Source organism: Rubrobacter calidifluminis (assembly GCF_028617075.1).
GTDB lineage: Bacteria > Actinomycetota > Rubrobacteria > Rubrobacterales > Rubrobacteraceae > Rubrobacter_E > Rubrobacter_E calidifluminis.
Genome location: NZ_JAQKGV010000016.1, coordinates 57,790 through 82,320, shown reverse-complemented (window position 1 = coordinate 82,320; position 24,531 = coordinate 57,790). Strand labels below are relative to the sequence as shown.

Genomic DNA, 24,531 nt, shown 5'->3' with positions numbered 1-24,531 from the left:
GCCCTCGACCACCGCGTACGCCCCCACCGGAACCCGGCAGCCGCCCTCCAGCGCCCGCAGAAAAGCCCTCTCCGCCTCGACCGCGGCCGCCGTGGGCCGGTGGTCGAGGACCCCACGCACCACACCGGCCAGAGGATCCCCCTCCCGCATCGTCACCGCCAGCGCCCCCTGCCCGACGGCCGGCACGAGGGTCTCTACCGGCATGACCGTATACCTTACGTCGAGCTTCAATCTGAGGAGACCGGCGCGGGCGAGGACGAGGGCGAGCGCGTCGCCGCGGGCGAGTTTCTGGAGGCGGGTATCTATGTTGCCCCGGATCTCGACCACATGCAGGTCGGGCCGGAAGTGGAGGAGTTGGGAGTGTCTTCTGAGGCTGGAGGTGGCGACCGTAGCGCCTGCGGGGAGGGCATCGAGGGAGGCCTGGCCATCGGAGACGAGGACGTCCCTCGGGTCCTCGCGCTCCACGGTGGCAACGATGGAGATGCCGGGAGGGATCTCGGTTGGGACGTCCTTGCAGGAGTGGACCGCCAGGTCGATCTCGCCCTGCAGGAGGGCCTCGTCGAGCTGGCGGGTGAAGACGTCGCGCTCGTCCATCCTCGAGAGCGGCTCCTCCGGACGGTGGTCGCTCGTCGCCTTTATGGTTCTGATCTCGACCTCCAGGCCGCCACTCTCGCGCAGCCGCCGCGCGCAGAGGTCAGCCTGGGCCAGAGCCAGCCGCGAGCCCCTGGTGCCAAGCACGAGACGTCGGCGGCTCATCCGCGCCTCGGCCCGTGCAGCTCGACCTCGAAGCTCTCCCGCTCCCACAGGCGCCGCCGCACCTCCGGGCTCTGCAGAGGAGAAGAAGCCCGGGACTTCACCTCCTGGATCGGACCGTGCAGCAGCTTGTTGACGATGGCGTGGGTCATCCTCTCCAGCACCTGCTCCTCTTCCGGAGAGAGGTCGAGCCTCTTCAGCGCCCGCGCCAGCTCGTGGCGCCGGATACTCTCCGCCTCGTTCCTCATCTCTTTGATGACCGGCACCACGTCCAGGGTCGAGAGCCAGCTCATGAACTCCACGACGGCCGGGGAGATCATGGCCTCCCCCGCCTCCGCCGCGGCCTTCCGGTCGCAGGCGTTGCGTTCGACGACCGCCTGCAGGTCGTCTATGTCGTAGAGGTGGACCCCTCTGAGGCTCTGCACCCGGGGGTCTACGTCCCGGGGCACCGCGATATCGACGAAGAAGAGCGGCGCCGTACGCCTCTCGACGGCCCGCTCGACCTCCTCCAGGCTGACGACCCACTCTCCGGAGCCCGTGGAGCTTACCACGACGTCCGCAGCCGCGAGCTCCCGGCCGATGTCCTCGAACCCGACGGCGATCCCCTCCAGGCGATCGGCCAGCAGACGGGCACGCTCCGGGGTGCGGTTGGCTATCATCACCTCCCTGATGCCGCGAGATCTCAGGTGCTTGACGACCAGCTCGCTCATGTCGCCCGCGCCGATCACCAGCGCCCGCCGACCGCGCAGCCCGCCGAAGACCTCCTCGGCCAGCTTCGCCGCCACGTGCGGCACCGAGACCGAGCCGTCCCCGATCCCGGTCTGCGCCCGGACCCGCTTGCCGATCCTGAGCGCGGTGTGAAAGAGCCGGTTTATGATATGCCCGGTCGCCTTCTCCTCCGTCGCCACGCGGTAGGCCTCGCGCACCTGTCCCAGTATCTGGGCCTCCCCGACGACCATGGAGTCCAGCGAACTCGCCACCCGGTAAAGGTGCCTCACGGCCTCCTCGTCGGTCAACCAGTAGATCTCGCGCTCCAGGGTCGCGAGATCCAACCCCCTGTCCCCGGCGATCGCCGCCAGAAGCGGTGCCCTCATCCTCTCGCCCTCCAGGACGGCGTAGAGCTCCGTTCTGTTGCACGTGGAGAGCAGGACGGCCTCCGAAACGAGCCCTTCCTCCCTGATGCGCCGCAGGAAGCTACGTCCGGCACACACCGGGAAGGCGACCTTCTCCCTGATCTCGACCGGCGTGGTCCTGTAGCTCATCCCCGCAACCGCGATAAGCAAGCCCTCACCTCCTCTTCGAGCCCTTCGTCGTGGTCTCCCAGCCGCCGCGCCTCCCCCACACGCCGCACGAGATCCTCCCATTCCCGCCCGAACAACCCCTCCAGCTGCCTCCGGATGGAGCGCGCCAGAGCGGGGGACGCACCGCTCGTGGAGACCGCGACCTGAAGGAGTCCCCGCCGGAGCACCGACGGGAGGGAGAAGTCGCCCTCCGCCGGACGGTCGGCGACGTTCACCGGGATGCCTCGCCGGTGCGCTTCCTCCGCCACCGTCCGGTTCACCTCCCGGGAGTCGGTCGCCGCGAAAGCGAGGAAGGCACCATCGAGATCCCCGCTCTGGTAGGGCCGCTCATGCACCTCGCTGCATACACGCACGATCTCCGGCCCGACGCAGGGGGCCACGGCGACCACCTCGGCTCCCGCCCGGGCCAGCTCAAGGATCTTGCGGGTCGCGACCCCGCCTCCTCCTATCACCACGCACCGCCGGCCGCGCAGGTCGAAGAACACTGGATAGAGAAAGGAATCTTCTTTCGCGGGCTCCTCCGACAAAGCACCTCCACCAGCCTTCATCCATGAACAGGAACTATTCCTGTAACGAGATCTTCTCACAAGCCCGGAAGGGATTCCGTATCGTCCTTCACTCTGAAGGGCTCTTGGTCTTCTCGAGGAGCCTCACGCCCTCTATCCGCATGTTTTTGTCCACCGCCTTGCACATGTCATAGAGCGTGAGCGCCGCGACGCTCACCGCCGTGAGCGCCTCCATCTCCACCCCCGTCCGATCCGAAGCCCGGGCGGTGGCCTCTATCACGACCCCGTCCTCCTCGACCTCGAACTCGACGTCCACGTGGCTCAGAGCGATGCCGTGGCACAGCGGTATGAGCTCCGGCGTGCGCTTGGCGGCCACGATCCCGGCGATCCTGGCCGTATTGAGGGCATCCCCTTTCGGGAGCGCCTTCTGCCTCAGGAGATCCACCGTACCAGGGGAGAGGCTGATGCGCCCCGTCGCCCGGGCGGCGCGCCGGACGACGGGCTTCCCACCGACGTCGACCATCCGGGCGGCGCCCCCGGCGTCTATGTGCGAGAACTCGTCCATCACCGACCGATCTCCGAGAGTTCACAAAAACCTGCTGCGGAATGCGGGGGAATCGAACCACCACGGCCCCTCCCGGAGCCGCAAACCGGTTTTGAAGACCGGCCGGGCCACCAGGCCCACGCATTCCGAGACGGATTTTAATACAGCAACCTAGCGGTAGCGGCGGGTGAGGACCCTCCTGTCCCCGACCCTCCGGGTCACGCCTTCTCCGTCCGCGTACTCGAGCCAGGCCTGAGCGTACTTGCGGCTCGTGGACATGCGGTCCCGGAAGCCGGCGAGGGTCACCTCGTCCGACTCCCTGCAGAACGCGATTATCTCCTCGATCATCCTGCGCGCAACCTCCCGGGCGGCGAACATGTTCTCCCCGACCCTCACCGCCTCGCCCCGTCGCAACAGCAGCCGAAGCTCCGGGCTCTCCTCCAGCGTCGGCGCCTCCACCCCCGCCTCGCGCAGGCGCGAAAGGAGCCTGCGCGCTCCCTCCTCGATCTCCTCGGGCACCTCCGCCTCCGGGAGACTCACCCCGGCCTCGGAGACCCTCACTTTCCCGGCTTCTTCAAGCCCATCCACGACGGCGTCGGCGAGGCGCTCCTCCAGACCCGTCGCGGCACGCGCCTCCGCGAGCGAGAGCTCAGGGCTCTCGGGCGATCCCTCGTAACGCTCCCGCACCGCCCGCAGCAGCCGCCTCTTCCCCTCTTCTACGGCGGACTCGAGGGCGTAAATCCCGCCGACGGAGACGACGCCCTCGATCTTCTCGTCGCCCCGCAGTCTGCCCCGGGAGGACGGGACAAGCTCCGCCACCTCCTCCCGGGAGAGCCCGGAGTCCGGAGAGCGGCGCAGGGCGGCCGGCAGTATCTTCGTGAGATCCCCATCCTCGAGCGCGCCGAGCCACTCCTCGTCCGGCCGCCGTCCCGCAGGATGAGGATCCAGCACCGTCCCCCCTCCGATCGTGACCTGGGGAGCCAGAGAACGCAGCACGAACCGGTCGCCGAAGAACGCCACCACCGGAGCTTCGAGCCTGAGACGCCCCAGCGCGCTCTCCCCGGGCGCGAGCCTCTCCCGCCCCGCCAGGAGCACCCGGGCGTTGACCGAGGTGGTGGCGTGGTGCAACCGCACCCGGACACCGTGCCCGAGCGGCCGGGCCCCCTCCAAAAGCCTTATCCTTGCGTCGATCATGCGCGTGGGAGGATGGGGCTCGGAGAGCAGCACGTCACCGGCGGAGACCTCCGAGATCTCCACCCCGGCGAGGTTGAGCGCCGTCCGCGCCCCCCGGCGGGCGATCTCGGCCGGACGGCCGTGGTTCTGGATGCTGCGCACCCTCGGGCGCAACCCGGAGGAGGTATACAGCATATCCCCGACCCGTATCTCCCCAGACCACAACGTCCCGGTCACGACCACACCTATCCCCTGCAGGACGAAGGCCCGGTCCACGGGGAGCCGGGCGACGTCCTCCGCTCCGCGCCCCGGCTTCACCGTCTCCACCAGGCGGTCCAGGGCCTCGAGCAACTCCCCCACGCCTTCCCCCGTGACGCCGCTGACCCGCACCACCGGGGCCTCTATCCCGACCGACTCCAGGTACTCCTCCACGTCGAGCTCGGCCAGAGCGGCCGTCTCCTCGTCGACCGCGTCTGTCTTGGTCAGCGCCACCACCCCCTGCTCGACGCCGAGGATCCTGAGCACGTCCATGTGCTCTCGCGTCTGGGGCATGACCCCGTCGTCCGCCGCGACCACGAGCAGGAAGGCATCGACGCCCGTCGCCCCGGAGACCATGTTCCTGACGAACCGCTCGTGCCCCGGCACGTCGACCAGGCTCGCCCGGCGACCGCTCGGCAGCGTGAGCTCCGCGTAACCCGGGACGATGGAGATCCCCCGCCGGTGTTCCTCCTCGAGCCTGTCGGTGTCGGTGCCGGTCATGCGGCGCACCAGGGTGGTCTTGCCGTGGTCTATGTGCCCGGCCGTCCCGATAGTCAGGGCTATGGGATTGTCCTCAGACTTCCCTGCAGGCTTCTGCAAGCGCGGAGCACACCTCCTCTTCTTCGCCGGGGAGCATCGTCCTTAGATCGAGCAGCAACGCATCGTCCTGAACCCTCCCGATGACGGGGGGATCGAACCCCCGAAGCCTCCCGGCGAGCCCTTCGGCATCGTGCGCCTCGATCCTGACGGCGAAAGAGGGGACTTCGTGCGTCGGCAGCGTACCGCCGCCGCTGCGGGCCACCGAGGGTACGACCCCGACCCGGACTTCCGGGAGTTTCTTTTCGATGCGGGACACGAGCGCCCTTGCCCGCTCTTCGACCTCACCGGGCGCGGCAGCGAGCATCCGGAGCGCCGGGAGCTCGTCCCGGGCGGAGCCCTCCAGATACGCCCGCAGCGTCTCCGAGAGCGCCGCCAGGCACATCTTGTCCGCGCGAAGTGCACGGGTCAGGGGATGGGATCGCATGGACGAGACGATCTGTGACGATCCCACCGCAATCCCGGCCTGCGGACCGCCCAGGAGCTTGTCCCCGGAGAACGTCACGATGGCAGCCCCGTCCCTCACCGCCCGCTGCACGAGCGGCTCGTCGGCGATCGGCAAAAGGGCCCCGCTGCCCACGTCGGCGATCACCGGGAGGCCCAGCGAGGCGAGCTCGTCGATCCACACGGATTCCGTGAACCCGACCGTCTCGAAGTTGCTCTGGTGCACCCAGAGGATGGCCCGTGTCTCCTCCCCGAGCGCGGCCTGGTAGTCCGAAATCCGGGTGCGGTTGGTCGTCCCCACCTCGCGCAGCTTCGCTCCGGAGAGGGCCAGCACCTCGGGTATGCGGAAGCCGCCTCCGATCTCGACGAGCTGCCCCCGGGAGACGATGACCTCTCCTCCCCGGGCCACGGCCGTGAGCGCGAGCAGCGCCGCCCCGGCGCAGTTGTTGACCACCAGCGCGTCCTCCGCTCCGGTCAGGTCCGTGAGCAGCGAGACGGCGTGGTCATAGCGGGAACCCCTCTTCCCGCGCCCGAGGTCGTACTCCAGGTTGGAGTAACCGGTCGCCGCGACGTAGGCCGCCTCGGCCGCTCGCCGCGAGAGGACCGAACGGCCGAGGTTGGTGTGCAGGACGACGCCCGTGGCGTTGATGACCCGCCGCAGCCCGCGCCGCGCGAGATCCCGCTCGGCCTCGCCCACCACATCTTCCACGTAGACCTTTCCCTCTCCGGCTCCTTCGAGGATGTCCCTGCGCCGGGCGTCAAGCACACGCCTCACCGCCCCGGTCAGGGCGGCGCGCCCGTAACGCCCGGCGGCGCGGCCGGCCTCGGGCGACCTCATCACGGCATCGACGGAAGGTATCGCCCGCAACCTCTCCTTCTTCAGGGAATCCCGCATACCTCCGCCAGTATATAACGGTCTCGGCAAGAACCTCCACGCGGCTATGCTAAACTGGGTCCCCGCTGGAAGTTCCTGTATCGGAGAGGTCAGGGAGGACTCTTCTCTTGAGGGAAGGATCTACAAAGTTTCTAGCCGGCGTCCTTCTCGGCGCCCTGGGTGGCTTCGCCGCCGGATCCTTCGTCACGACCCCGGCGGCCCGCTCCGCCGGCCACTCTCTGCTCGGGGGCCTCGGCATCTCCGCCCGCCACCTGGGGAGTGCTCTCTCCCGGGTCACGGACGGCCTCGCAACGACCTTCGAGTCCGGCTACACCCGTCTGCGGGGCCGCGAAGCCTACCTCGAGCGCGAGATCGAAGAGCTGCGCGAACAGATAAGGAACCTCGAAGGACAACAGGACTGACCGGGCCCCTCAGCGGCCGAAGAGCCGGCGGATCCAGGTCGGCAGCCCCTCGTTGAAGCCGGCCTCCGTGGCGCGTTTGTAGTCCTCGAGGTCCTCCTCCCGGATGGGGGCCCCCAGCTCACCGAGGATGGCCCGGGCATCCCGCACCCGCTGCTCCGGCACACCCTCCCCGAAGACCGCCTCGACCAGATAGTCTCCGTTCCACCGTATCCTGTAGATCCTGAGCCCCACGATCTCCCGCTCGGAGAACCTGCGCGCCAGCTCGGCGGCACAGCCGCGCGCCTCGTCCTCGCGGGCGAACTCGTAACCTATCGCCCGGGTTCTCTCTCCGGGATCAGCCATCTCAGCCTGCCTCCCGCTCCGACTCCATACGCGACAACCAGAGTCCCGGGTCGTGGATCTCCGCGAGGCTCGGCAGGTTCTCCGGCCGCTCCCAGACACGCCCGAGCCCTTCCATGCCGACCCGGCTCGCGACGACCTCAGCGAACTGCTCGCCGAGGCGGTACTGTTCCATCTTGAGGTCGAGCCCCGTGAGCCTGAAGATGGCGCTCTCCAGCGGGGGGCGGTGCTCCCGGCTGCGGGCCATCGCGGAGCTTATGTACTCGTAGTGGGGTACCATCTCCCTGCCCACCCGGTGCATCACGTAGTCCGAGTATCCCTCCACGAGCGACATCACGGCCTGCACCCGCTCGAACGCCGCCCGCTGGGAGCGGCTCATCAGCAGCTCGAGCGGGCGTCCCCCGCTGGAGAGGTTGTCGGCCAGACGCCGCAGCAGCTCGCGCAACCCGAGCCGCTCGACGAGGGGACCGAGCATCCCCTGCACGAGATCCCCGAGGTACCCGCCGAGCCAGGCAGCCCCCTCGAACTGCAGGGCGTGGGTCATCTCGTGCAGCACTATCCAGAGCCTGAGCCCGTCGGGTGGAACCCCGAGCCTCGCGGCGGCGGAGGCGATGTTCCCGTCCAGGAAGAAGACCCTGCCCGGCTCATCATCCTCCCGGCGCGCGGCGAGGGGGCCGGTGTCGTACTGGCCCAGAACCCGCGTGGAGAGGAACCCGAGCAGGACCCCGACCTGGGCCGTGAGCGTCACGCCGCCTAGCGCCCACGCAAGATCTCCGGTGCTCCCGGCGGCCTGCCTCAAGATTGGTTCCAGGACGGCACCGAAGTTCTCGATGTTGAGGTCTATCCACCGCGCGCGGTCGGAGACAAGCACCCGCCGCTCCTCGAAAGGCTCCCGAAGCGAGATGCCGGTGAAATCGCAGAGAGGAGTCAGAGCCCGGCGGGCGGCCAGCCGGTAGTCGAACCCGTCGTCGACAGGCCGCCTCTCGGTACGCGCGGCCATCGCCACGGCTATGGTGCGGGCTGCGCCCCAGGAGATCATCGCCTCTCCCTCTCCGGGAAGCTCATCATGGACTTGAGTATAACGCCACCTGGCATCTCTCTGCGGTTGCCATCTACCCAAGCAGGGGGTATATTCCTTGCATGGGGTTTGGTATCGGCTTTCAGGAGATGTTGATCATCGGCGTCATCGTGCTGGTACTCTTCGGCCCCAATAAGCTGCCGCAGATGGCGCGTGACCTGGGTCGCTTCGTCAACGAGGCCCGCCAGTCCATAGACGAGATCAAAGAAGAGCTCACCGCCGAGAGCGAGGATGGCACCCTCGAACAAGACGAGGACTTCGAAGACCCCTATGGCGGCCGGGCGGACCAGGTGGAAGCTGACGCGGGGGAGGAAGATGAGGACTACGAACCACCCCGCGAGCGCGCCGGAAGGACCGGGGCGTCCTTTCCGGAAGGTGAATCCCGTACGCCTCGCGAAGGCGATACCGGCCAGTCCTCCTCCTGAGACGCCCCGGGCTGACTCTTCGGATTAACCCTTTCTGCCGGGGGGCACGTATAGCGCCCGTCCGAGCGGGTTGTCGTGGCTGCTCCACCCGCCGCTGCTCACGTTCTCTGTAGCGGCCAAAAACATCTCGACCCGGGCGTCCATGTTGTCTATGTGGTGCACGAGCAGGGCTTCAAGCGTTCGGGGCTGCTCTGGTGCCCCGTATTCCGGCTCGCCCTGGTGCGAGAGCAGAATGTGCGAGAGCTCCATCTCGAGTTCGTCGGGAAAACCCGGGACCTTTTCCATGTAGCGCCGCAGTATCCTCTCACCCAACACCACGTGTCCCTGCAGGCGTCCCCGGTCAGAATAAGAGAAACCTCCCCCGTTCCAGGACAGTTCCTCCACCTTGCCCACGTCGTGGAAGGCCGCCCCGAACAGGAGCAGGTCCCGGTCGACCGGGTAGATCCCCGCCAGTACCCGAGCCACCCGCACGCACTGCACCGAGTGCTCGAGCAGCCCCCCGATGCGCGCATGGTGCATGCTCTTGGCCGCAGGGGCCGAGCAGAAGGCCGCCCAGAAATCCTCGTCCGCCACCATGGCGTCCAAGAGCCGCTTCAGGTAGACATCCTCCAGCTCCTCTCCGAGCGACTCCATCTCGGAGGCCAGCGCCGCAAGGTCCCTCTCGGTGACCGGGACGTAGTCCCCCTCGTCCACCTCCTCCCGGCTGAGGACCGTAAGGCGCTCTATCTTGACCTGCAGCATCCCCCGGTACTCGTGGGTGACGCCCTCAACGCGCACGTACTCCGGCCCGTCGAGGCCGTCGAGCAGCTCTTTCGGCAGTTTCCACATCCTCGCGTCCACCGAGCCAGTCCTGTCGACCAGCCGCAGTGAGAGGTACGGTACGCCGCGGCTGTCGTTGCGCACCACGGCGTCGGCGGCCAGGAAGGTGGTGCTGAGCCTGATACCCGGCTCCAGATCCCTGGCCCAAAATCCTTCCTTCTGCAGAACGCTCCCTCTCTAGCTGGTTGTTATCCCTTGACCGCTCCGGCGGTCAGACCGGAGACTATCCTGCGCTGGAATATCAACACCAGTATAACAAGCGGCACCGTCACGACCACCGCGGCGGCGGCCTGCGCGCCGTAGTCTATGGTGTGTATCCCGGCGAAGTTCGGGATGACGACCGTAACCGGCTGGGTCGAGGAGGTGAACAGGAACGTCAGCGCGAAGAGGTAATCGCCCCACGCCTGGATGAAGGTCAGGATCGCCGCCGTGAACACCCCCGGTGCGGCGAGCGGGACGATGACCTTCCGGAAGGCCTGCAGCGTCGTCGCCCCGTCCACCCTCGCGGCCTCCTCGAGGTCTTTCGGCAGCTCCTTGAAGAACGCCACCAGAAGCCAGACCGTGAGGGGCAGCGCGAAGACCGTATCGGCGATTATCGCCGCCCAGTAGGTGTTTATCAGGCCGATGTCGCTGAACTGCTTGAAGAGCGGGGCGATGATCGCCACCTGCGGGAAGAAGGCCACCGCCAGTATGAACGTCAGCACGGTGCTCTTGAACCGGAAGCGCAGCCGGGCTATCGCGTAAGCCGCGATCGATCCGAAGAACAGGCAGATTATGGTGGTTATCCCGGCGATGATCACGCTGTTTCTGAGGGCCAGCAGGAAGTCCCTGTTGGCGAAGATGGTGTGCCAGTGGCTCCCGGTCGTGTGCTGGGGCAGGAAGGTCGGCGGCGAGGCGAAGAGCTCGGTCTTGGTGACGATGCTCATCTTGAACACCCACAGAAGGGGCGCCACGCTCACCAGAACGAAGAGCGTGACGAACAGGTAGAAGAGGACCATGTTCAGACGCAGCGTCCCCCCCCTCTTCCTCTTCGGGACGGTCGTGCTCGTGCTGCTCATATCTCTACTCCTCCGTCGAGGTCTGCATCCCGAGGACCTTTATGAAGAACAGCGCGATGAGCAGCGCGGAGATGAAGATGAACACCGCCGCCGCGTTGCCCTCGGGAAACTGGAGCTGGCTCACCCTCACCGACTGGTAGACGAACGTCGAGAGCGACTCGAGCTGCTGTCCCCCCAAGACCCAGAACAGGTCGAAGACCCTGTAGGCGTCGAGGATCCTGAACAGCAGCGCGACGAGCATCGTCGGCTTCAGAAGCGGCAGCGTTATCCGGATGAAGCGCTGAATGGCGTTGGCCCCGTCCACCCTCGCCGCCTCGTAGACGTCTCCAGGAATCGTCTGCAGCCCGGCCAGAAGGAGCAGCGCCATGAACGGCGTAGTCTTCCAGGCGTCAACTATCACGCAGGCGATCATGAGAAGCGTCTGGTCCGAGAGGATGGGATGGCTGACCAGCCCGAGGGCGTGCGCCACGTAGCTTATGACGCCGACCTGGTCCTGGAACATCAGCCGCCACATCGTGGCCGAGATGACCGTCGGGAAGGCCCAGGGGATCAAAACCGCCGCCCGAACCAACCCCCGCCCCCTGAAGGAGCGGTTTATCGCCAGCGCGATTGCCATCCCGACTACAAGCTCTATGGTCACGCTGGCCACCGTGAAGATTATCGTGTTGACGAGCCCGCTCTGGAAGTCGGGATTCTCGAACATGTTCACGTAGTTCTGGACCCCGACGAACGAGCCCGTTATGGTCGGCGTGCCTCCGTGCAGGCTCAGCCAGATCGCATCCGCCACCGGGTAGAACGCTACCGCCAGCACGATCACGAACACCGGCAGCACCATGATGTAGGCGGTCCTGCGCTCGGGGTTGCCGAACTCCTCCTTGAGCCATCCTACGCCGCGCCTTTGCGGCTTGGCTGCGGTGGTCACCCGCTACTCCTTTCCCTCACCTCAGGCGTTCTTGCCCTGCTTGATTATCTGGGTGAGCTGGCCCTGCAGCGTTCTGGCCGCCTGCTTGGGGCTCACGGTCCCCTTGAGCGAGTCGTTGAACTGCTCCTGCATCTTCAGCGACATGTCCGAGTAGTACGGCGAGACCGGCCGCGGATGGGTGTGGCTGATCGCGGTCGAATTCTGCAACGTCGGAACCTTGCTCAGAAGTTCCTTGTCTTCGTAGAGCGACCTGAGCGTCGGCAGATAGCCACCCTTGAGCGTGAACCTCTTCTCGTTCTCAGGAGAGACCATGAACTGGATGAACTTGTAGGCGGCATCCTGCTTGCTCTTGTCCGAGAGATTGCTTATGTAGAAGTTCCACCCTCCAAGGCAGCTCGCCGTCTCGTTGTTCCCCGAGACCGGTATCGGCGCGAGCCCCACGTTCTTCGGGTCCATCTTGTACTGCTTGGCCAGAGAATACATATACGGCCAGTTGCGGCAGAAGACAGCCTTTCCTCCGAGGAAGATGGGTTCACACTGCGGCTCCTGGTAGGTTGCGACGGCCTGCGGCGCCACCCCACTGGTGACCATGCTCCGCTCGGTGGCAAGACCCTGGATCGCCGGCGGCTGTCCTATCACCACCGTGTTGGTGTTGTAGTTCTTCAGGACGTTGCCCCCGTTGGTCCAGATGTACTCCATCGCATCGCAGACCCCGCCCTCGTACTTGTCTCCCTGGAAGACGAAGCCGTTCTGGATGCCCTGCTCCTTGGTTATCTTCTCGGCCATCGACTTCAACTCGTCCCAGGTCTTGGGCGGGTTCTTGTAGCCGCTTTTGGCCAGAAGGTCCTTGCGGTAGTAGAGCATCCCCGCGTCGGTGAACCAAGGCACGCCCCAGATCTTGCCCTGCCAGGTCATCGACTGTATCGGTCCGGGCAGAAACTTCTTCTGTTCGCTCTCGGTGAAGCGGTCGGATAGGTCGAGGATCCAGCCGTTCGCAGCCAGCTGCGCCGGCCAGATCACGTCCCCCCCGATCAGGTCTATGTTGGTCTTCTGCGCCTGGAACTCGGTCTGGATCTGGTTGAAATACTGCCCCGTGTCCGAAGGCATGTGGCGCCAGGTCACCTTGATCTTGCCGCCGTTCTTCTTGTTGAACTCTTTTATGAGCTGCGCCAGCGTCCCGGACGTCTCCCTGCCGAACGCAACCGTGATGTTTACGGGTCCACCACCCGAACCGGATCCCCCACTTCCGCCGCAGCCAGCCGCACCAAGCAGGGCAGCACCCGCAAGCCCACCCCCGCCCACGCGCAGAAAGTCCCTGCGGCTCAGCTTCCTCCCGGCATCACCATCCTTTTTCTCCATCAGCGAAGCCCCTTTCCCTCGCTCTTTACCCATGCTTTCATCCTACGGTAACATACTAAAGGCCTTTAGTAAACGGTTCAGGGTGGCATTTATGGCACGTGTTACTATCTCTGACGTCGCGCGGCGGGCCGGGGTCTCGCCGACGGCGGTTTCGTTCACGTTCAACCGCCCATGGGAACTGAGCAGGGAGACGGTGCAGAGGGTTCTGGCGGCCTCCCGCGAACTGGGCTACGCTCCGAACCCACACGCCAAGGCGCTGCTCTCCAGGAGGTCCGGAGTCATGGGGCTTCTCGTACCGGAGAGCATCGCCGACGCGTTCGCCAACCCCTTTTATGCATCCTTCGTGCAGGGCGTGGGCAGGATATGCAACGAGCGGGAGCTCTCAATGATGGTCGTCTCACCCATAGACGAGTCGATCGGCGAGGCGATCACGCGGGCGCCGGCGGATGGGTTCCTGGTGGTGGGACTCGGCGAAGACCACAAGGACATCGCGCCGCTGGCGCGCCGGGGGGTACCGTTCGTGGTGGTGGACGGGACGTCGCGGCGGGCCCCTTCGGTCAACGTCGAGGACGAGAGGGGAGCCTACGAGGCTGCTTCGCTAGTCCTGTCACACGGGCACGACGATATAGTGTTGGTCTCGTTCCTGAAACCCGAGCGCTACAGAGACGATCCCTACCAGGACGTCGGGCAGCGCAGACTCGCCGGCTACCGGAAGGCTTTCGAAGAGTCGGGCGTGGCCTGGGAAGAGGTGAGGGTGGTGGACGCACCGTGCTCTCTGGAGGGCGGCAGGAGGTGCCTGCTGGAGCTCTGGGAGAACGAGAGAAGACCGACGGCCTTCATATGTATGAGCGACGTCACGGCCCTCGGAATACTCTCCGCGAGCCGGGAACTCGGGCTGCGGGTGCCCGAAGACCTGGAGGTCGTGGGCTTCGACGACCTACCGATGTCGGGCATCTCCTGCCCGCCGCTCTCGACGGTGCACCAGCCCACCATAGAGAAGGGAGCGGCCGCGGCGAGCCTGCTCGTCCGGGCGATAGAAGGAGCGGACGTCGCGCAAGAGCACCTCGTGCTCCCCACTACCCTGGTCGTGCGTGGGAGTACGCGCCAGAACGGAGCCCCGGCCGGGACGCCGGGGCTCTCCTGATCCCGCTGTAACGTAGCCTAGAGCACAGCCTCTTCGCTCTCCGGGTCAAAGAGGTGGATCTTGCTCGCGTCTATCGCCAGGCGGATCTTCCCTCCCTCGCGGGCCTCGCTTTCGGCGGAGATACGGGCCACCATCATGTCGCCGGGGGTGGCGGGTGAGACCTCTTCGGTGCTGTCTTCCTGCGAGCCAGCGCTCTCGGTCATCTCCTCCAGGGTCTCCAGGCGGGCCGCCTGTTCCCTCGGTATCTCGAAGTAGACGTACTTCTCGCTGCCCATGCTCTCGAGGACCTGCGGGGTGACCTCAAGGATGCTGTGGCCGTCTCCCACATCCATATCCTCCGCCAGGCTCGCGTCCTCCATGTGCTCGGGCCGTATACCGAGGATCACCTCCTTGTTCAGGTACTCGCCGACGTCGCGGCCGTAGATCTGCCTGCCCCTCGCGGCCAGCTCTCTGGAGACCGGGATCCGCGTGCGCCCGAAGACGACCGCGTAATCTCCGTCGCCACGCTCGACACGCGCCCGGATGAAGTTCATCGCTGGAGATCCGATGAATCCGGCGACGAAGATGTTCTCCGGGTACTCGTACATCCGCTGGGGCTCGGCGATCTGCTGCACGACCCCGTCTTTGATGACCACGATCCTGTCGGCCATCGTCATGGCCTCGGTCTGGTCGTGGGTGACGTAGATGGTGGTCGTGCCGATGCGGTTGTGCAGCTTGGAGATCTCGGTGCGCATCTGAACGCGCAGCTTGGCGTCGAGGTTCGAGAGCGGCTCGTCCATCAGGAAGGCTTTGGGCTCGCGGACTATCGCCCGGCCCAGCGCGACCCGCTGCCGCTGACCACCGGAGAGCGCCTTCGGCTTGCGGTCGAGGAAGCGCTCGATGCCGAGGATGCGCGCCGCCTCCTCGACGCGTCGGGCAATCTCGTCCTTGGGGGTCTTGCGCAGCTTGAGGGCGAAGGCCATGTTCTCCCGCACGTTCATGTGCGGGTAGAGGGCGTAGTTCTGGAAGACCATCGCGATGTCCCGGTCGCGCGGGGGGAGGTCGTTGACGACCTCGTCACCTATGTACAGCCGCCCCTCGGTGATGTCTTCGAGACCCGCGATCATCCTGAGCGCCGTCGTCTTCCCGCACCCCGAGGGCCCGACGAAGACGATGAACTCCCCGTCCGAGATGTCTATGTTCATGTCCCTGACGGCCACCACGTCGTCGCCGTAGACCTTGGTTATGTTCTCGAGAGTGACCTCCGCCATGAGACGGACCTCCTTCCTCGGCCCCCAGACCGCCGCGGGTCTCCCGCGCCCGCACGCGACGTCTGCGGGGGCCTCCGTTCCCACCACTGCTGCTTCACTTCGGATTCTAACTTATCGGGCATGCGTTTCGTAGCCCAGGTACTCTCTTTTTACTTCGAGTATGCGCCGGACCGAGGCGCGGACCTGCCGCTCCGGGATCTCCCCGGACCTCACCGCCCGGAGCACGGCGCGGTACGCCGCCTCCTCCTGCCCGTAAGAGGAGGTTATGAGCAGAAGGTCGGCCCCGGCCTTCGCGGCCCGGACGGCGGCCTCGGCCGGAGTGCCCGACCCCGTGGCCCCGGCCATGTTGAGGTCGTCGGTGACGATCACGCCCCGGAACCCGAGATCGTGGCGCAGCATCCCGATCGCCTTCGGGGAGAGGCTCGCGGGCCGCTCGGGATCTATCGCCGGGTAGAGCAGGTGCCCGACCATCACCATAGGCACCCCGGCCCGCACCGCCGCCTCGAACGGTGGCAGATCGTACGAGCGCACGGTGCGCAGGTCGTGATCGACGACCGGCAGGCCGGTGTGGGAGTCGCTGGTCGCGTCCCCGTGGTTCGGGAAGTGCTTGGCGGTCGAGACCACGCCCGCCTCCCGGAAACCGCGCACGGCCGCCGCCCCCATCTTAGAAACGAGGGTCGGATCCTCCCCGTAGGAGCGCGAGCCGATCGCGGCCCCGAACCCGGTATCCACAACCGGGGCGAAGTCCGTGTTGATCCCACCGGCACGGAGCTGCCGACCCATCTTCAGGGCCACCTCCCGCGCCTCTCCGGGATCCCCGCCGCGTCCTATCACCTCGGCGGAGGGCTCCGGAGAGACCCAGGGGGCGTCGGCGACCTCCCCTCCCTCCTGGTCGGTGGCTATGAAGAGCGGTATGCGGGCCTCCCGCTGCAGCGCGCCGGTCAGCGCCCGGGTCTGCTCCCGGCTCTGCATGTTGTAGCCGAAGAGCATCACCCCGCCGATGTTCTCCTCCCGGATCATGCCCTCTACGCGACGGTCCGGCGTGGTCCCGCGCATACCCACGATGAACATCTGCCCCACGGCATCGCGCAGGCTCATGCGACGTGACTCAGAGACGACGGTCTCTCCCCCTCCGGAGGAGCCACCTCCGAAAGAAGGCGCTCGGGGACCGGGTGCCGCCCTCGAAACTCCGTGGCCCGTCCGCCCCGCGCACCCATAGAGCAAGGCAAGGGAAACCACAGAGAGGACGAGACAGAGCTTCGCGCTCGTACCCAGAACGAAGCCGTTCATCGCCTCTCCAGGCCAACACAGCCCTTCCGCCAGGCTCCAAGATCCCTGTGCTTGAGTATGGCGGAGAAACCCAGCTTTCGCGCCCGCGCGCAGAGCTTCTGCAGGGTCATCCCGGTATCGGTGTACTCGGCCGAGAAGACCGCCTTGTTCCTCTCTACGAAAGGCTCGAGCTTGTAACACCAGCCCTGAGCGAAGCAATCTTCGGTGAGCGCCCAGTCATAGTAGCCGACGAGGTCCACGACCTGTCCCGGGTCGTTCTTCAGGCCGATCGAGAGCCCGATCCGGTGCGCCTGGCGCGCGAGCCACCGGTTGTAGCGGAGCTGATCGGCGTAGGTGATCCTGAACCCCGTACGGTTGGTGTATCCGTCGATGTTGTCCGGCTCTATCGCGTCGAAGCCTTTCCTCCTGCACATCTCGAAGCGGGAGCGCATTATCGGGGCGAGCCGTCTGAGCTTCCGGATGTCCAGCCACCTCTCCCCCGGCCACGGGCCATCCCTCCTCCCGATCACCGACCTCGGGAACCTGCCGGCATCCGGACGCCATCTCTCCCAGGTCCCGACATCGACGTAGCAGATCACCTTCACAACTTTACGGTGCAGTCTGGCCACCGTCCTCTTCGAAGTATCGAAACCGTCCACGTCGTAGACCCTGACGGGATAGGAGGCATCCACCTTCCCCTGCAGCTGCCACTGCCAGCTGGTCCCGGGCCTCGGCCTCCAGATGGCGGCCCCATCCTCGAAGACGAAGCCCGACAAACCGATTACGAGCAATGAGAGAACCAGAGTGAGATACTCTCTCTTCCCCGGCATGAACACGCAACGTAGTGTACAGGATGCGATCACGCGAGGAGAGGGACTGAGAACCATCCCGCTCTCGGTTATCCTTTGGTTGGCGTGATAGAGCTCAGGTACGAATCCGGTACGCTAGTCGCCACGGGCGAGAAGCCGCCGGAGCCCTTCGTCTGGGACTCCAGAACCCGTCAGTGGCGGGCCCCTGCGGACGCCTACCGCGAGACAGTACTCTCCCTGCGGGAGTCGGGCATCCCGCACCGGGATCTCGCGGGAAACTTCGAGAAGCTTCGGCTCGAATCGCGCGTCTCCATCGAGATGCGGCCCTACCAGAGCCAGGCGCTCGCCGCCTGGTGGAAGGCGGGCCTGCGCGGGGTGGTAGTGCTCCCCACCGGCGCCGGCAAGACCACCGTGGCGGTCCGGGCGATGGAGCGGACGGCGCGCAGCGCGCTGGTCGTGGTCCCCACGCTCGCGCTGATGAAGCAATGGTACTCTGTCCTGCAGGACTCCTTCGGAGGTTCGGTCGAGATAGGACTGCTCGGCGGCGGCTACCACGAGATCACCCCGATCACGGTCACCACCTACGACTCGGCGTACATCCACGCCGAGCGCTACGGCGACCGCTTCGCGCTCGTCGTCTACGACGAGGTTCACCACCTGCCCGCCGAGAAGTACGCAATAATCCCGAAGATGCTCGTCGCCCCCTACGCCCTCGGGCTCACCGCGACCCCCGAGCGTCCGGACGGCGGCCACGAGCTGCTTCCGGAGCTGGTGGGGGGCGTGGTCTACCGGCGCTCGGCGGAGGATCTCGCGGGATCGTACCTGGCCCCATACGAGCTGGTGCGCATCCCGGTCGAGCTCACCGCGAAAGAGCGCTTCGAGTACGCCCAGGCGGACGCCGTCTACCGGGATTTCCTGCGGAAGCACCAGCTCAGCGTGCGCTCTCCGGAGGACTGGCAGAGGTTCATCCTCGTCGCCTCGACCAGCCACTCCGGGGGCAGGGAGGCGCTGCTCGCCGCGAGGAGGAGGCGCGAGATCCAGTCCTCGGCGGTGCGCAAGGTGACGACGCTCGAGAGCCTCCTCAAGAAGCACTGGGACGACCGCTCGATCGTCTTCACCAAGAGCGTCGAGGAGGTCTACGCGCTGAGCCGCAGGTTCCTGATCCCGGGCATAACCTACGAGACCCCGGCGAAGGAGCGCAAGGAGATCCTGGACCGCTTCCGCGAGGGCCGCTACCGGGCGATAATCGCCTCCGACGTCCTCAACGAAGGGGTTGACGTGCCGGACGCGAACGTTGCCATGATCCTGGCCGGAAGCGCCTCGGTGCGCGAGTACGTCCAGCGGCTGGGACGGATCCTGCGCCCGAGAGACGGCAAGCGGGCCGTGCTCTACGAGCTGGTGACGAGCGCGACCGGCGAGGAGTTCACCTCCCGGCGCAGGCGCGAGGCCTTCGCCTGATGCTGCGCGGCGAGCACGTGATGGCCCACCTCCGGCGCGGGTCCGTCGTCCCGCACCGGCTCTCGCCCGAAGACGGCCGGGCATTCGAGGCGGCGGGCGAGGTCTGCCGCGTCTACGCCTCGCATCTGGGCCGTCCGAGACGCGAGCTCGAAGAGGCTCTCTCCCGCGCCGAGGAGGAGGCCGGTCCCCGGCTCGACCCGAGGCGCGGCTTCCGGGTGGTGCGGGCGCTGGCGAAGCTCCTCGAGGAGCGATCCGGGTGGGCTCCCCCGACCGACGCCGACCCCTACACCGTGCGCACCCGCATCTTCGAGCTCGCCGCCGCGATGCCCGAGCTCCCGGCCTCCGAGCCCGGTCTTCTCGACGTGGCGACCCGCGAGGAGGTGCTCGCGCAGGTCTCGCGCGAGACCGGCCTCGAGGATCCATCCGCCGTCATGTACGCCGACCGGCCGGCCGAGCAGATCCTCGCGAGCCTCTCCGAACCCTCCCCCGAGGAGCTCATCGCCCGCTACAACACCGCTCAGGTCCAGGGCGTGCTCTACTCCGCACGCGAGCTGGTGGTGGACCTGGGCCGTGAGGCCGACGCCAGGACGGTCTTCGGCTACGTGAAGCTGCTCGGTCTGATCTACCGCCTGGAGATCATCCCGGATGGATACCGGCTCCACCTCGACGGCCCGCTCTCGATCTTCAGCGGCACCCGCCGCTACGGCCTGAGGATCGCCAAGTTTCTCCCCGCGCTGCTTCTGACCTCCCCGTGGCGCCTCTCCGCGGACGTGACCTGGCGCGGCCGCGAGGCCCGCCTGGAGCTCGACTCGGGGAGCTGTGATCTCGAGAGCCACTACGCGGCACCAGAGGCGGCGGTGGAGGAAGAGGATCTGCGCTCCGCCTTCCGTACGTCCTGGGAGCGCACCCGGGATGTCGCCGGCTGGGAGCTCGACGCCGAAGCCTCGATCATCCCCCTCCCCGAGCTCGGCACCGCGCTCGTGCCGGACTTCACGCTGCGCCGGGACGAAGAAGAGGTCCACCTGGAGATCCTCGGCTTCTGGAGCAGACGCCACCTCGTCGAGCGGGTGCATCTGGTCCGGGAGGCGGCGAAGCGGGGGAAGAGGGTGCTCGTCGCGGCCTCGGAACGCCTCTCCGTCTCCCCGGAAGCCCTCTCGGAGGCCGCGGAGAGCGGGGTGATCCCGTTCAAGGGCCGGCTGCGCCCCGCGGACGTGCTCGAGCGGCTCTAGCGTCCCCTGATCGCACCAGCGAGCAGGCGGATGGCGAGCGGCCGGAGGATCTCCCGGGCCGCCCTGCGGGCCCGCTCCTCCTCCGTCCCGGAACCGTCCGGCGAGAGCCTCGCCGCCGCGCGCACCAGGTTCGGCATCCTGCCGTCGGCGCTCTCCACCCTGCGCGCCAGGTACTCCAGCGTCACCCCCGCGAGCAGCAGCCGGTGCACCTCAGGCGACCCTTCCGCGGTCTTGCCCTCGATGTTCAGACGGGGAACGATCCGGTCCAGCCAGCGCGGGAACCACCAGTTCCACCTACCGAGCAACGTCATCGTCGCCGGGACGAGGACCAGCCGGATCACGGTGGCGTCGACGAAGATCGCGGTGGCCAGCCCCAGCCCGAATTCCTTGATGATCCTGTCGTCCCCGATGACGAACGAGAGGAAGACCAGGACCATTATCGCGGCGGCGGCCGTTATGACGCGCGCGGTGAGCGCGAGCCCCTCCCCCACCGAACCCCTCGGGTCCCTGCTCCTCACGTAGCTCTCCCGGATGCGGCTGACCAGGAAAACCTCGTAGTCCATCGAGAGGCCGAAGAGGATCGCGAAGAGCATCATAGGCAGGTAGGATTCGATCGGGCCGGTCTTCCCGACCCCGAAGATACCCGCCGCCCACCCCCACTGGAAGACGGCGACCAGGACGCCATAGGCCGCCCCGATCGAGAGCAGGTTCATCACCGCGGCCTTCAGCGGCACCAGCACCGAGCGGAAGACGGCCATCAGGAGAAGGAAGCTCAGCCCGATCACGAGCGTGAAGAAGTAGGGCATCCGGGAAGAGATCTTGTCGCCGATGTCTATGAACGCGGCCGTCGCCCCGCCCACGTACGCCCTGACACCGGTACCCCCGAGCACCCGGGGCAACACGTGATCCCGCAGACGCTTTACGGTATCCGTGGTCTTCTGGCTCTGGGGTGAACTTTTCGGGTAGGCGGTTATGACGGCGGTGTTGCCTTCCCGGTTGAGGTTCGGCGGCGTCACCTCGGCCACGCCCCCGGTGCTCCCGAGCGCCCGCTCCACACGGCTCAGGGTGGACCTGGAGAGCCCCCCGTTCTTCTCGAGCACCACGAGCAGCGGCGCGTTGAACCCGGGACCGAACCCCTCGGTCAAGAGATCGTAGGCTCTGCGGCTGTGCATCGAGGTGGGTTTGTTCCCGTCGTCGGAGAACCCCAGGCGCATGCTGAAGACCGGCAGCGCGAGCACCACCAGGAGGGAGGCCGCCAGGACCGCATACACGAGCGGACGCCTCTGTATCTGCCCGCTGAAGCGTCTCCCCAGAGAGCTCTTCCCCTCACCCCGCGGCAGCGGAACCTGCCACCGGTCCACGTTGCGCCCGGCGAGCGCCAGCAGCGCAGGAAGGAGCGTCACCGCGACCACGACGCTGAGCCCGACAACGAGTGCCGCGGCGACACCCAGCGCCGTCACGAACGGTATCCCCATGGTGAAAAGCCCCAGAAGCGCTATGGCGACGATCGTGCCGGCCGAGACCACCGCCCTGCCGGAGGTGTCGACCGCCTGCGCCACCGCCTCCTCCACCCCGAGCCCGGAGGAGAGCCCCTCACGGAAACGTACGACGACGAAGAGCGCGTAGTCTATCCCGACGCCGAGCCCGATCATGGCCCCGAACGCCGGGGTGAAGGTGCTGAGGTCCGTGACGCGCGTGAGAAGCTCCACGCCGGCCAGCCCGGTTCCGAGCCCGGCGAGCGCGGTGGCTATCGGCAGCCCCATCGCCACGACGGAACCGAACGCGACGAGGAGTATGGCAACCGCGGCGGCGAGGCCTATCGCCTCGGAGCGCCCGGGAGGGGTGGTCTCGGTCGCCGAGATCACCTGCCCCCCAACCTCGACCCTGAGCGTCTTCGTGTTCGAGTTATCAGCGAGATCTTCCAGCTTCTTCACGCTCTCGGGGTCGACCGCGGGTGCGAGCTTGTCGTACTGCACGACAGCGTAGGCTATCCTGCCATCCTTCGAGATGGCGCCGGGCACCCTGTAGGGCGAGCTGACCCCCGTCACCTCCGGAAGCTTCTCCGCCCTGCGCAGGATCTTCTGTATCTTCCGTTCCACCCCTGGGCTGGCAATCTCGCCCCGGCGCGCCTTGAAGACCAGGGTGGCTGAATCTCCGGCCTGGCTCGGGAACCGGCTCCGGAGCAGATCGAGCGCCCTCTGGGACTCGGCCCCGGGCAGCTTGAAGGAGTCCACGAAGTGCCCTCCATAGACCTGGGAGAGGACGCCGAAGACGCCGAGCACGACGGCCCAGCAGACGATGACCGCCCACCTCCTCCGGACCGCCAGGCGCGCCCACCTCCTGAGCAGGCCGCCATCCCCGCGTGTATCCCGTCCTCCGACAGAGCCTCGCGGTAGTCGGGATCGGATCAAAGAACCTCCATCGTGCTTCTCCCGGCGCGTACCTCCGCGCGTCGGCCTCTCTTTCTACCACCTTCCAGAACTCCTGGATGTGGATTTTCCCTCCGGATCCAGCATCCGGGCGGCCATGGGCCGGAGCACCTCGGATACGGCGCGCCGGGCGCGCTCCTGCTCCGTCTCCCCCTCAACCTCGGGAACGAGCCGGGAGACGGCATGGACCAGGGCGGGATTGCTCCCTGCATCATCCATCACGCGCAGCGCCACGCACTCGAGCACGAAGGCGGTGAGCAAACCATCCTGCCGCACGCGGAGGTCGCCCCCGGCGCACCCGCGCCTCCGGACACCGGACCAGACCACACCCACACTCCCGACCACCGCGTAGGCCGCGAGCACTCCGAGCGCACCCGCGATGTGGTTCCCCCCGAAATACACCGTATTCCGCACCAGCGTCGTCCCTGCCCCCGGCGGCAGGAAGACGCCCAACGTCCGCCAGGGTTGCGGCAAAAGCTCCGGCGCGTAAGGCCCCCCGGACGACGGGTTCCCGAGTACGACGAACAGCAGTATCGCGGCGCCCGTCCCCGCGATCCCCAAGAGCGCCTGCAGGGCCGCCGCTGCGACGGCGGTGGCGAAGACGACGAGGGCGCCGATCGCGGCCAGATCCGCCCCCGGACCGCCGAGCGCCCCGATTACTCCCTCCAGCAACACCGCCCCGATCGCCCCGGCCGCCACCGCGTACGCGGCGAAGCCTCCCACGCGCCCCAGCGCCGCCCGCCAGCCCTCCACGTTCCTGCCACGCAGGATCGCCACCGCCGTCGCCAGCAGATAGCCCCCGACGACCCAGCCGACGACCGCGTAGAAGGACGAGAGCCCCCTGGAGTCTCCACCCGGTAGCGGCCTGACGTCCTCCACGCTGAGCGTCCGGCCCTGAGAGCGCTCGATCCCGGAGAACTCCTCCCGGAGCATGCGCGAGACGATCGGGCTCGCAGCATCCGCGACCAGCAGGCGATCTCCTCCACGCCCCAAAACGACGGCCCCGTAAACCTCGCGGTCGTCTATCGCTCCTCGCGCCTCCGACACCCCACGCTTCCTCTCCAGCTTCAGGTCGTTCCCCACCGCCCCCTCCACCACCCGCTCGAACCGTGCCACCGCACCGTTCGAACCGACGACCGCGACCGGGACCTCGTGCGGCTCGGGAGCATGCAGAGCTCCTACGTAAGACCAGATGAAGAGCATCTGCAAAACGAACACACCCACCCCGAGCAACACCGTGAACCACGCCGGTGAAGACGCCGCCCGCTCCCGCAACCAACCGATCGCCCCACGCATCAGATCACCTCCGAACATTTTATGACCGACCGTCAGTCATAAAATATAACAGCGATTTCCGCACGGACAAGCCTGCATGGCGCGGCGTATTGCGATCAGGGATGGGGAGAGAGTACCTTACGGACGAAGATCTTGGTTGCCTGTTTGAGAGAATCCGGGTCATCGGGGATTCCGAAGGCCATGGAGGAGAAGAGGTTCTCCTCGACGGCGCCGGAGATCAGGTAAGCGAAGAGGGTTGGGTATCCGGCGGCGTCGGCCTCCCGGCGTTTCACCGCCTCTTCGATGATACGCGCCATGGGCTCCACGTAGCGCCGGCGGTTTTCGGCGGCGCCGGGGCCGAACTCCGTCGGGTAGTGGCGGTAGAAGAGGTTGAAGAGCGAACGGTTATTGTGGTGGAACTCGAAGACGAAATCTATGGCTGCATCGATAAGTTCGGTGAAGGAACCTTCCCAGCCTTCGATCAGACGGGTGAGCCGGGTTCGGCTCTCCTCGACGAAGCGTTCGCGCAGGGCGAGGGCCAGCTCCTCCTTGCTTCCGAAGTAGAGGTAGAAGGTTCCTTTGGCGACCCCGACCCGGCGGCAGAGCTCCTCCACGCTGGTACTCTCGTAACCGTGCTCGGTGAAGAGCTCCAGCGCCGCTTCGAGGAATTCCCTTCGGCGTTCGTCGGGGGGTTTGGACCTGGGTCTTCCCCGGCTCCTTTGTCGACCGCGGGTCATAAAACGATGCTAGCATACCGTGCCCCGCCGGAGACCCCGCGCCTTATAATCCACCCATG

Annotated in this window: 23 protein-coding genes and 1 tRNA gene; 5 read left to right on the top strand and 19 right to left on the bottom strand. The window is 66.8% G+C overall.

Features of this window, described 5'->3' with window-relative positions; genetic code table 11:
- From hemC to selA, 7 genes are all read right to left on the bottom strand, one after another.
- Positions 1-756: hydroxymethylbilane synthase (gene hemC, locus PJB24_RS13030; protein ID WP_273846507.1), on the bottom strand; the 756-nt coding region annotated here is incomplete at its 3' end.
- Positions 753-2,036, bottom strand: a complete 1,284-nt coding sequence (gene hemA / locus PJB24_RS13025) for a glutamyl-tRNA reductase (RefSeq protein ID WP_273846506.1) — start codon at positions 2,034-2,036, stop codon at positions 753-755. The genes hemA and hemC, both read right to left, overlap by 4 nt.
- Positions 2,012-2,581 carry a precorrin-2 dehydrogenase/sirohydrochlorin ferrochelatase family protein gene (locus PJB24_RS13020; protein ID WP_273846504.1) on the bottom strand — a complete coding sequence of 190 codons (570 nt, stop codon included), beginning with the start codon at positions 2,579-2,581 and terminating at the stop codon, positions 2,012-2,014. The genes hemA and PJB24_RS13020 overlap by 25 nt, the downstream gene beginning before the upstream one ends.
- An 88-nt stretch (positions 2,582-2,669) precedes the next feature.
- Positions 2,670-3,125 (bottom strand): cyclic pyranopterin monophosphate synthase MoaC, encoded by a 456-nt coding sequence (gene moaC / locus PJB24_RS13015; protein ID WP_273846502.1) that lies wholly within the window; start codon positions 3,123-3,125, stop codon positions 2,670-2,672.
- A 35-nt stretch (positions 3,126-3,160) separates the two neighbouring features.
- Positions 3,161-3,252, bottom strand: a tRNA-Sec gene (locus PJB24_RS13010).
- Positions 3,253-3,275: 23 nt separating this feature from the next.
- Positions 3,276-5,135 (bottom strand): selenocysteine-specific translation elongation factor, encoded by a 1,860-nt coding sequence (gene selB / locus PJB24_RS13005; protein ID WP_273846500.1) that lies wholly within the window; start codon positions 5,133-5,135, stop codon positions 3,276-3,278.
- A complete protein-coding gene (gene selA / locus PJB24_RS13000; protein ID WP_273846498.1) occupies positions 5,110-6,471 on the bottom strand; it encodes an L-seryl-tRNA(Sec) selenium transferase in 1,362 nt (453 codons plus the stop codon). The genes selB and selA overlap by 26 nt, the downstream gene beginning before the upstream one ends.
- Before the next feature lie 107 nt (positions 6,472-6,578).
- Between selA and PJB24_RS12995 the strand changes: the two genes are divergently transcribed.
- A complete protein-coding gene (locus PJB24_RS12995; RefSeq protein WP_273846496.1) occupies positions 6,579-6,872 on the top strand; it encodes a hypothetical protein in 294 nt (97 codons plus the stop codon).
- 9 nt (positions 6,873-6,881) lie between these two features.
- On the opposite strand, the gene PJB24_RS12990 is transcribed toward PJB24_RS12995, so the two are convergent.
- A complete protein-coding gene (locus PJB24_RS12990) occupies positions 6,882-7,214 on the bottom strand; it encodes a hypothetical protein (protein WP_273846495.1) in 333 nt (110 codons plus the stop codon).
- A 1-nt stretch (position 7,215) separates the two neighbouring features.
- Positions 7,216-8,250, bottom strand: coding sequence for a zinc-dependent metalloprotease (locus PJB24_RS12985; protein ID WP_273846493.1), 1,035 nt, complete (start codon positions 8,248-8,250; stop codon positions 7,216-7,218).
- A 101-nt stretch (positions 8,251-8,351) separates the two neighbouring features.
- Here PJB24_RS12985 and tatB point away from each other — a divergent pair, with 101 nt between their 5' ends.
- On the top strand, positions 8,352-8,714 hold the full coding sequence (gene tatB, locus PJB24_RS12980) for a Sec-independent protein translocase protein TatB (RefSeq protein WP_273846490.1): 363 nt from the start codon (positions 8,352-8,354) through the stop codon (positions 8,712-8,714).
- A 24-nt stretch (positions 8,715-8,738) separates the two neighbouring features.
- Here the strand turns inward: tatB and PJB24_RS12975 are convergent, their stop codons facing one another.
- From PJB24_RS12975 to PJB24_RS12960, 4 genes are all read right to left on the bottom strand, one after another.
- Positions 8,739-9,617 (bottom strand): 3'-5' exoribonuclease YhaM family protein, encoded by an 879-nt coding sequence (locus tag PJB24_RS12975; RefSeq protein ID WP_273846488.1) that lies wholly within the window; start codon positions 9,615-9,617, stop codon positions 8,739-8,741.
- A 104-nt stretch (positions 9,618-9,721) separates the two neighbouring features.
- On the bottom strand, positions 9,722-10,591 hold the full coding sequence (locus tag PJB24_RS12970; protein ID WP_273846486.1) for a carbohydrate ABC transporter permease: 870 nt from the start codon (positions 10,589-10,591) through the stop codon (positions 9,722-9,724).
- A gap of 4 nt (positions 10,592-10,595) precedes the next feature.
- Positions 10,596-11,513: a carbohydrate ABC transporter permease gene (locus PJB24_RS12965; protein WP_273846483.1), complete on the bottom strand. Its 918-nt coding sequence runs from the start codon at positions 11,511-11,513 to the stop codon at positions 10,596-10,598.
- Between the two features lie 21 nt (positions 11,514-11,534).
- Positions 11,535-12,905 carry an ABC transporter substrate-binding protein gene (locus PJB24_RS12960; RefSeq protein WP_273846481.1) on the bottom strand — a complete coding sequence of 457 codons (1,371 nt, stop codon included), beginning with the start codon at positions 12,903-12,905 and terminating at the stop codon, positions 11,535-11,537.
- Between the two features lie 58 nt (positions 12,906-12,963).
- Here PJB24_RS12960 and PJB24_RS12955 point away from each other — a divergent pair, with 58 nt between their 5' ends.
- A complete protein-coding gene (locus PJB24_RS12955; RefSeq protein ID WP_273846479.1) occupies positions 12,964-14,016 on the top strand; it encodes a LacI family DNA-binding transcriptional regulator in 1,053 nt (350 codons plus the stop codon).
- 17 nt (positions 14,017-14,033) lie between these two features.
- Here the strand turns inward: PJB24_RS12955 and PJB24_RS12950 are convergent, their stop codons facing one another.
- The 3 genes from PJB24_RS12950 to PJB24_RS12940 form a co-directional block, all read right to left on the bottom strand.
- A complete protein-coding gene (locus PJB24_RS12950; protein ID WP_273846477.1) occupies positions 14,034-15,266 on the bottom strand; it encodes an ABC transporter ATP-binding protein in 1,233 nt (410 codons plus the stop codon).
- A gap of 111 nt (positions 15,267-15,377) precedes the next feature.
- Positions 15,378-16,364, bottom strand: coding sequence for a glycoside hydrolase family 3 N-terminal domain-containing protein (locus PJB24_RS12945; RefSeq protein WP_273846476.1), 987 nt, complete (start codon positions 16,362-16,364; stop codon positions 15,378-15,380).
- A gap of 188 nt (positions 16,365-16,552) precedes the next feature.
- Entirely contained in the window at positions 16,553-17,365 is an 813-nt protein-coding gene (locus PJB24_RS12940) for an endo alpha-1,4 polygalactosaminidase (protein ID WP_273846474.1), read from the bottom strand.
- 84 nt (positions 17,366-17,449) lie between these two features.
- Here PJB24_RS12940 and PJB24_RS12935 point away from each other — a divergent pair, with 84 nt between their 5' ends.
- Both PJB24_RS12935 and PJB24_RS12930 read left to right on the top strand, forming a co-directional pair.
- A complete protein-coding gene (locus tag PJB24_RS12935; protein ID WP_273846472.1) occupies positions 17,450-18,802 on the top strand; it encodes a DEAD/DEAH box helicase family protein in 1,353 nt (450 codons plus the stop codon).
- Complete coding sequence (locus PJB24_RS12930; RefSeq protein ID WP_273846469.1) at positions 18,802-20,031, top strand: DUF790 family protein; 1,230 nt, start codon at positions 18,802-18,804, stop codon at positions 20,029-20,031. The genes PJB24_RS12935 and PJB24_RS12930 overlap by 1 nt, the downstream gene beginning before the upstream one ends.
- Here PJB24_RS12930 and PJB24_RS12925 read toward each other — a convergent pair.
- The 3 genes from PJB24_RS12925 to PJB24_RS12915 all read right to left on the bottom strand — a co-directional run bounded on the left by PJB24_RS12925 (position 20,028) and on the right by PJB24_RS12915 (position 24,472).
- The gene (locus tag PJB24_RS12925; RefSeq protein ID WP_273846468.1) at positions 20,028-22,442 is read right to left on the bottom strand and encodes an MMPL family transporter; all 2,415 of its coding nucleotides are present in this window, start codon (positions 22,440-22,442) and stop codon (positions 20,028-20,030) included. The two genes, PJB24_RS12930 and PJB24_RS12925, sit on opposite strands and share 4 nt — an antisense overlap.
- A gap of 54 nt (positions 22,443-22,496) precedes the next feature.
- The gene (locus tag PJB24_RS12920) at positions 22,497-23,756 is read right to left on the bottom strand and encodes an ABC-2 transporter permease (RefSeq protein ID WP_273846467.1); all 1,260 of its coding nucleotides are present in this window, start codon (positions 23,754-23,756) and stop codon (positions 22,497-22,499) included.
- A gap of 95 nt (positions 23,757-23,851) precedes the next feature.
- Positions 23,852-24,472, bottom strand: a complete 621-nt coding sequence (locus PJB24_RS12915; protein WP_273846466.1) for a TetR/AcrR family transcriptional regulator — start codon at positions 24,470-24,472, stop codon at positions 23,852-23,854.
- Between the last annotated feature and the right edge of the window lie 59 nt (positions 24,473-24,531).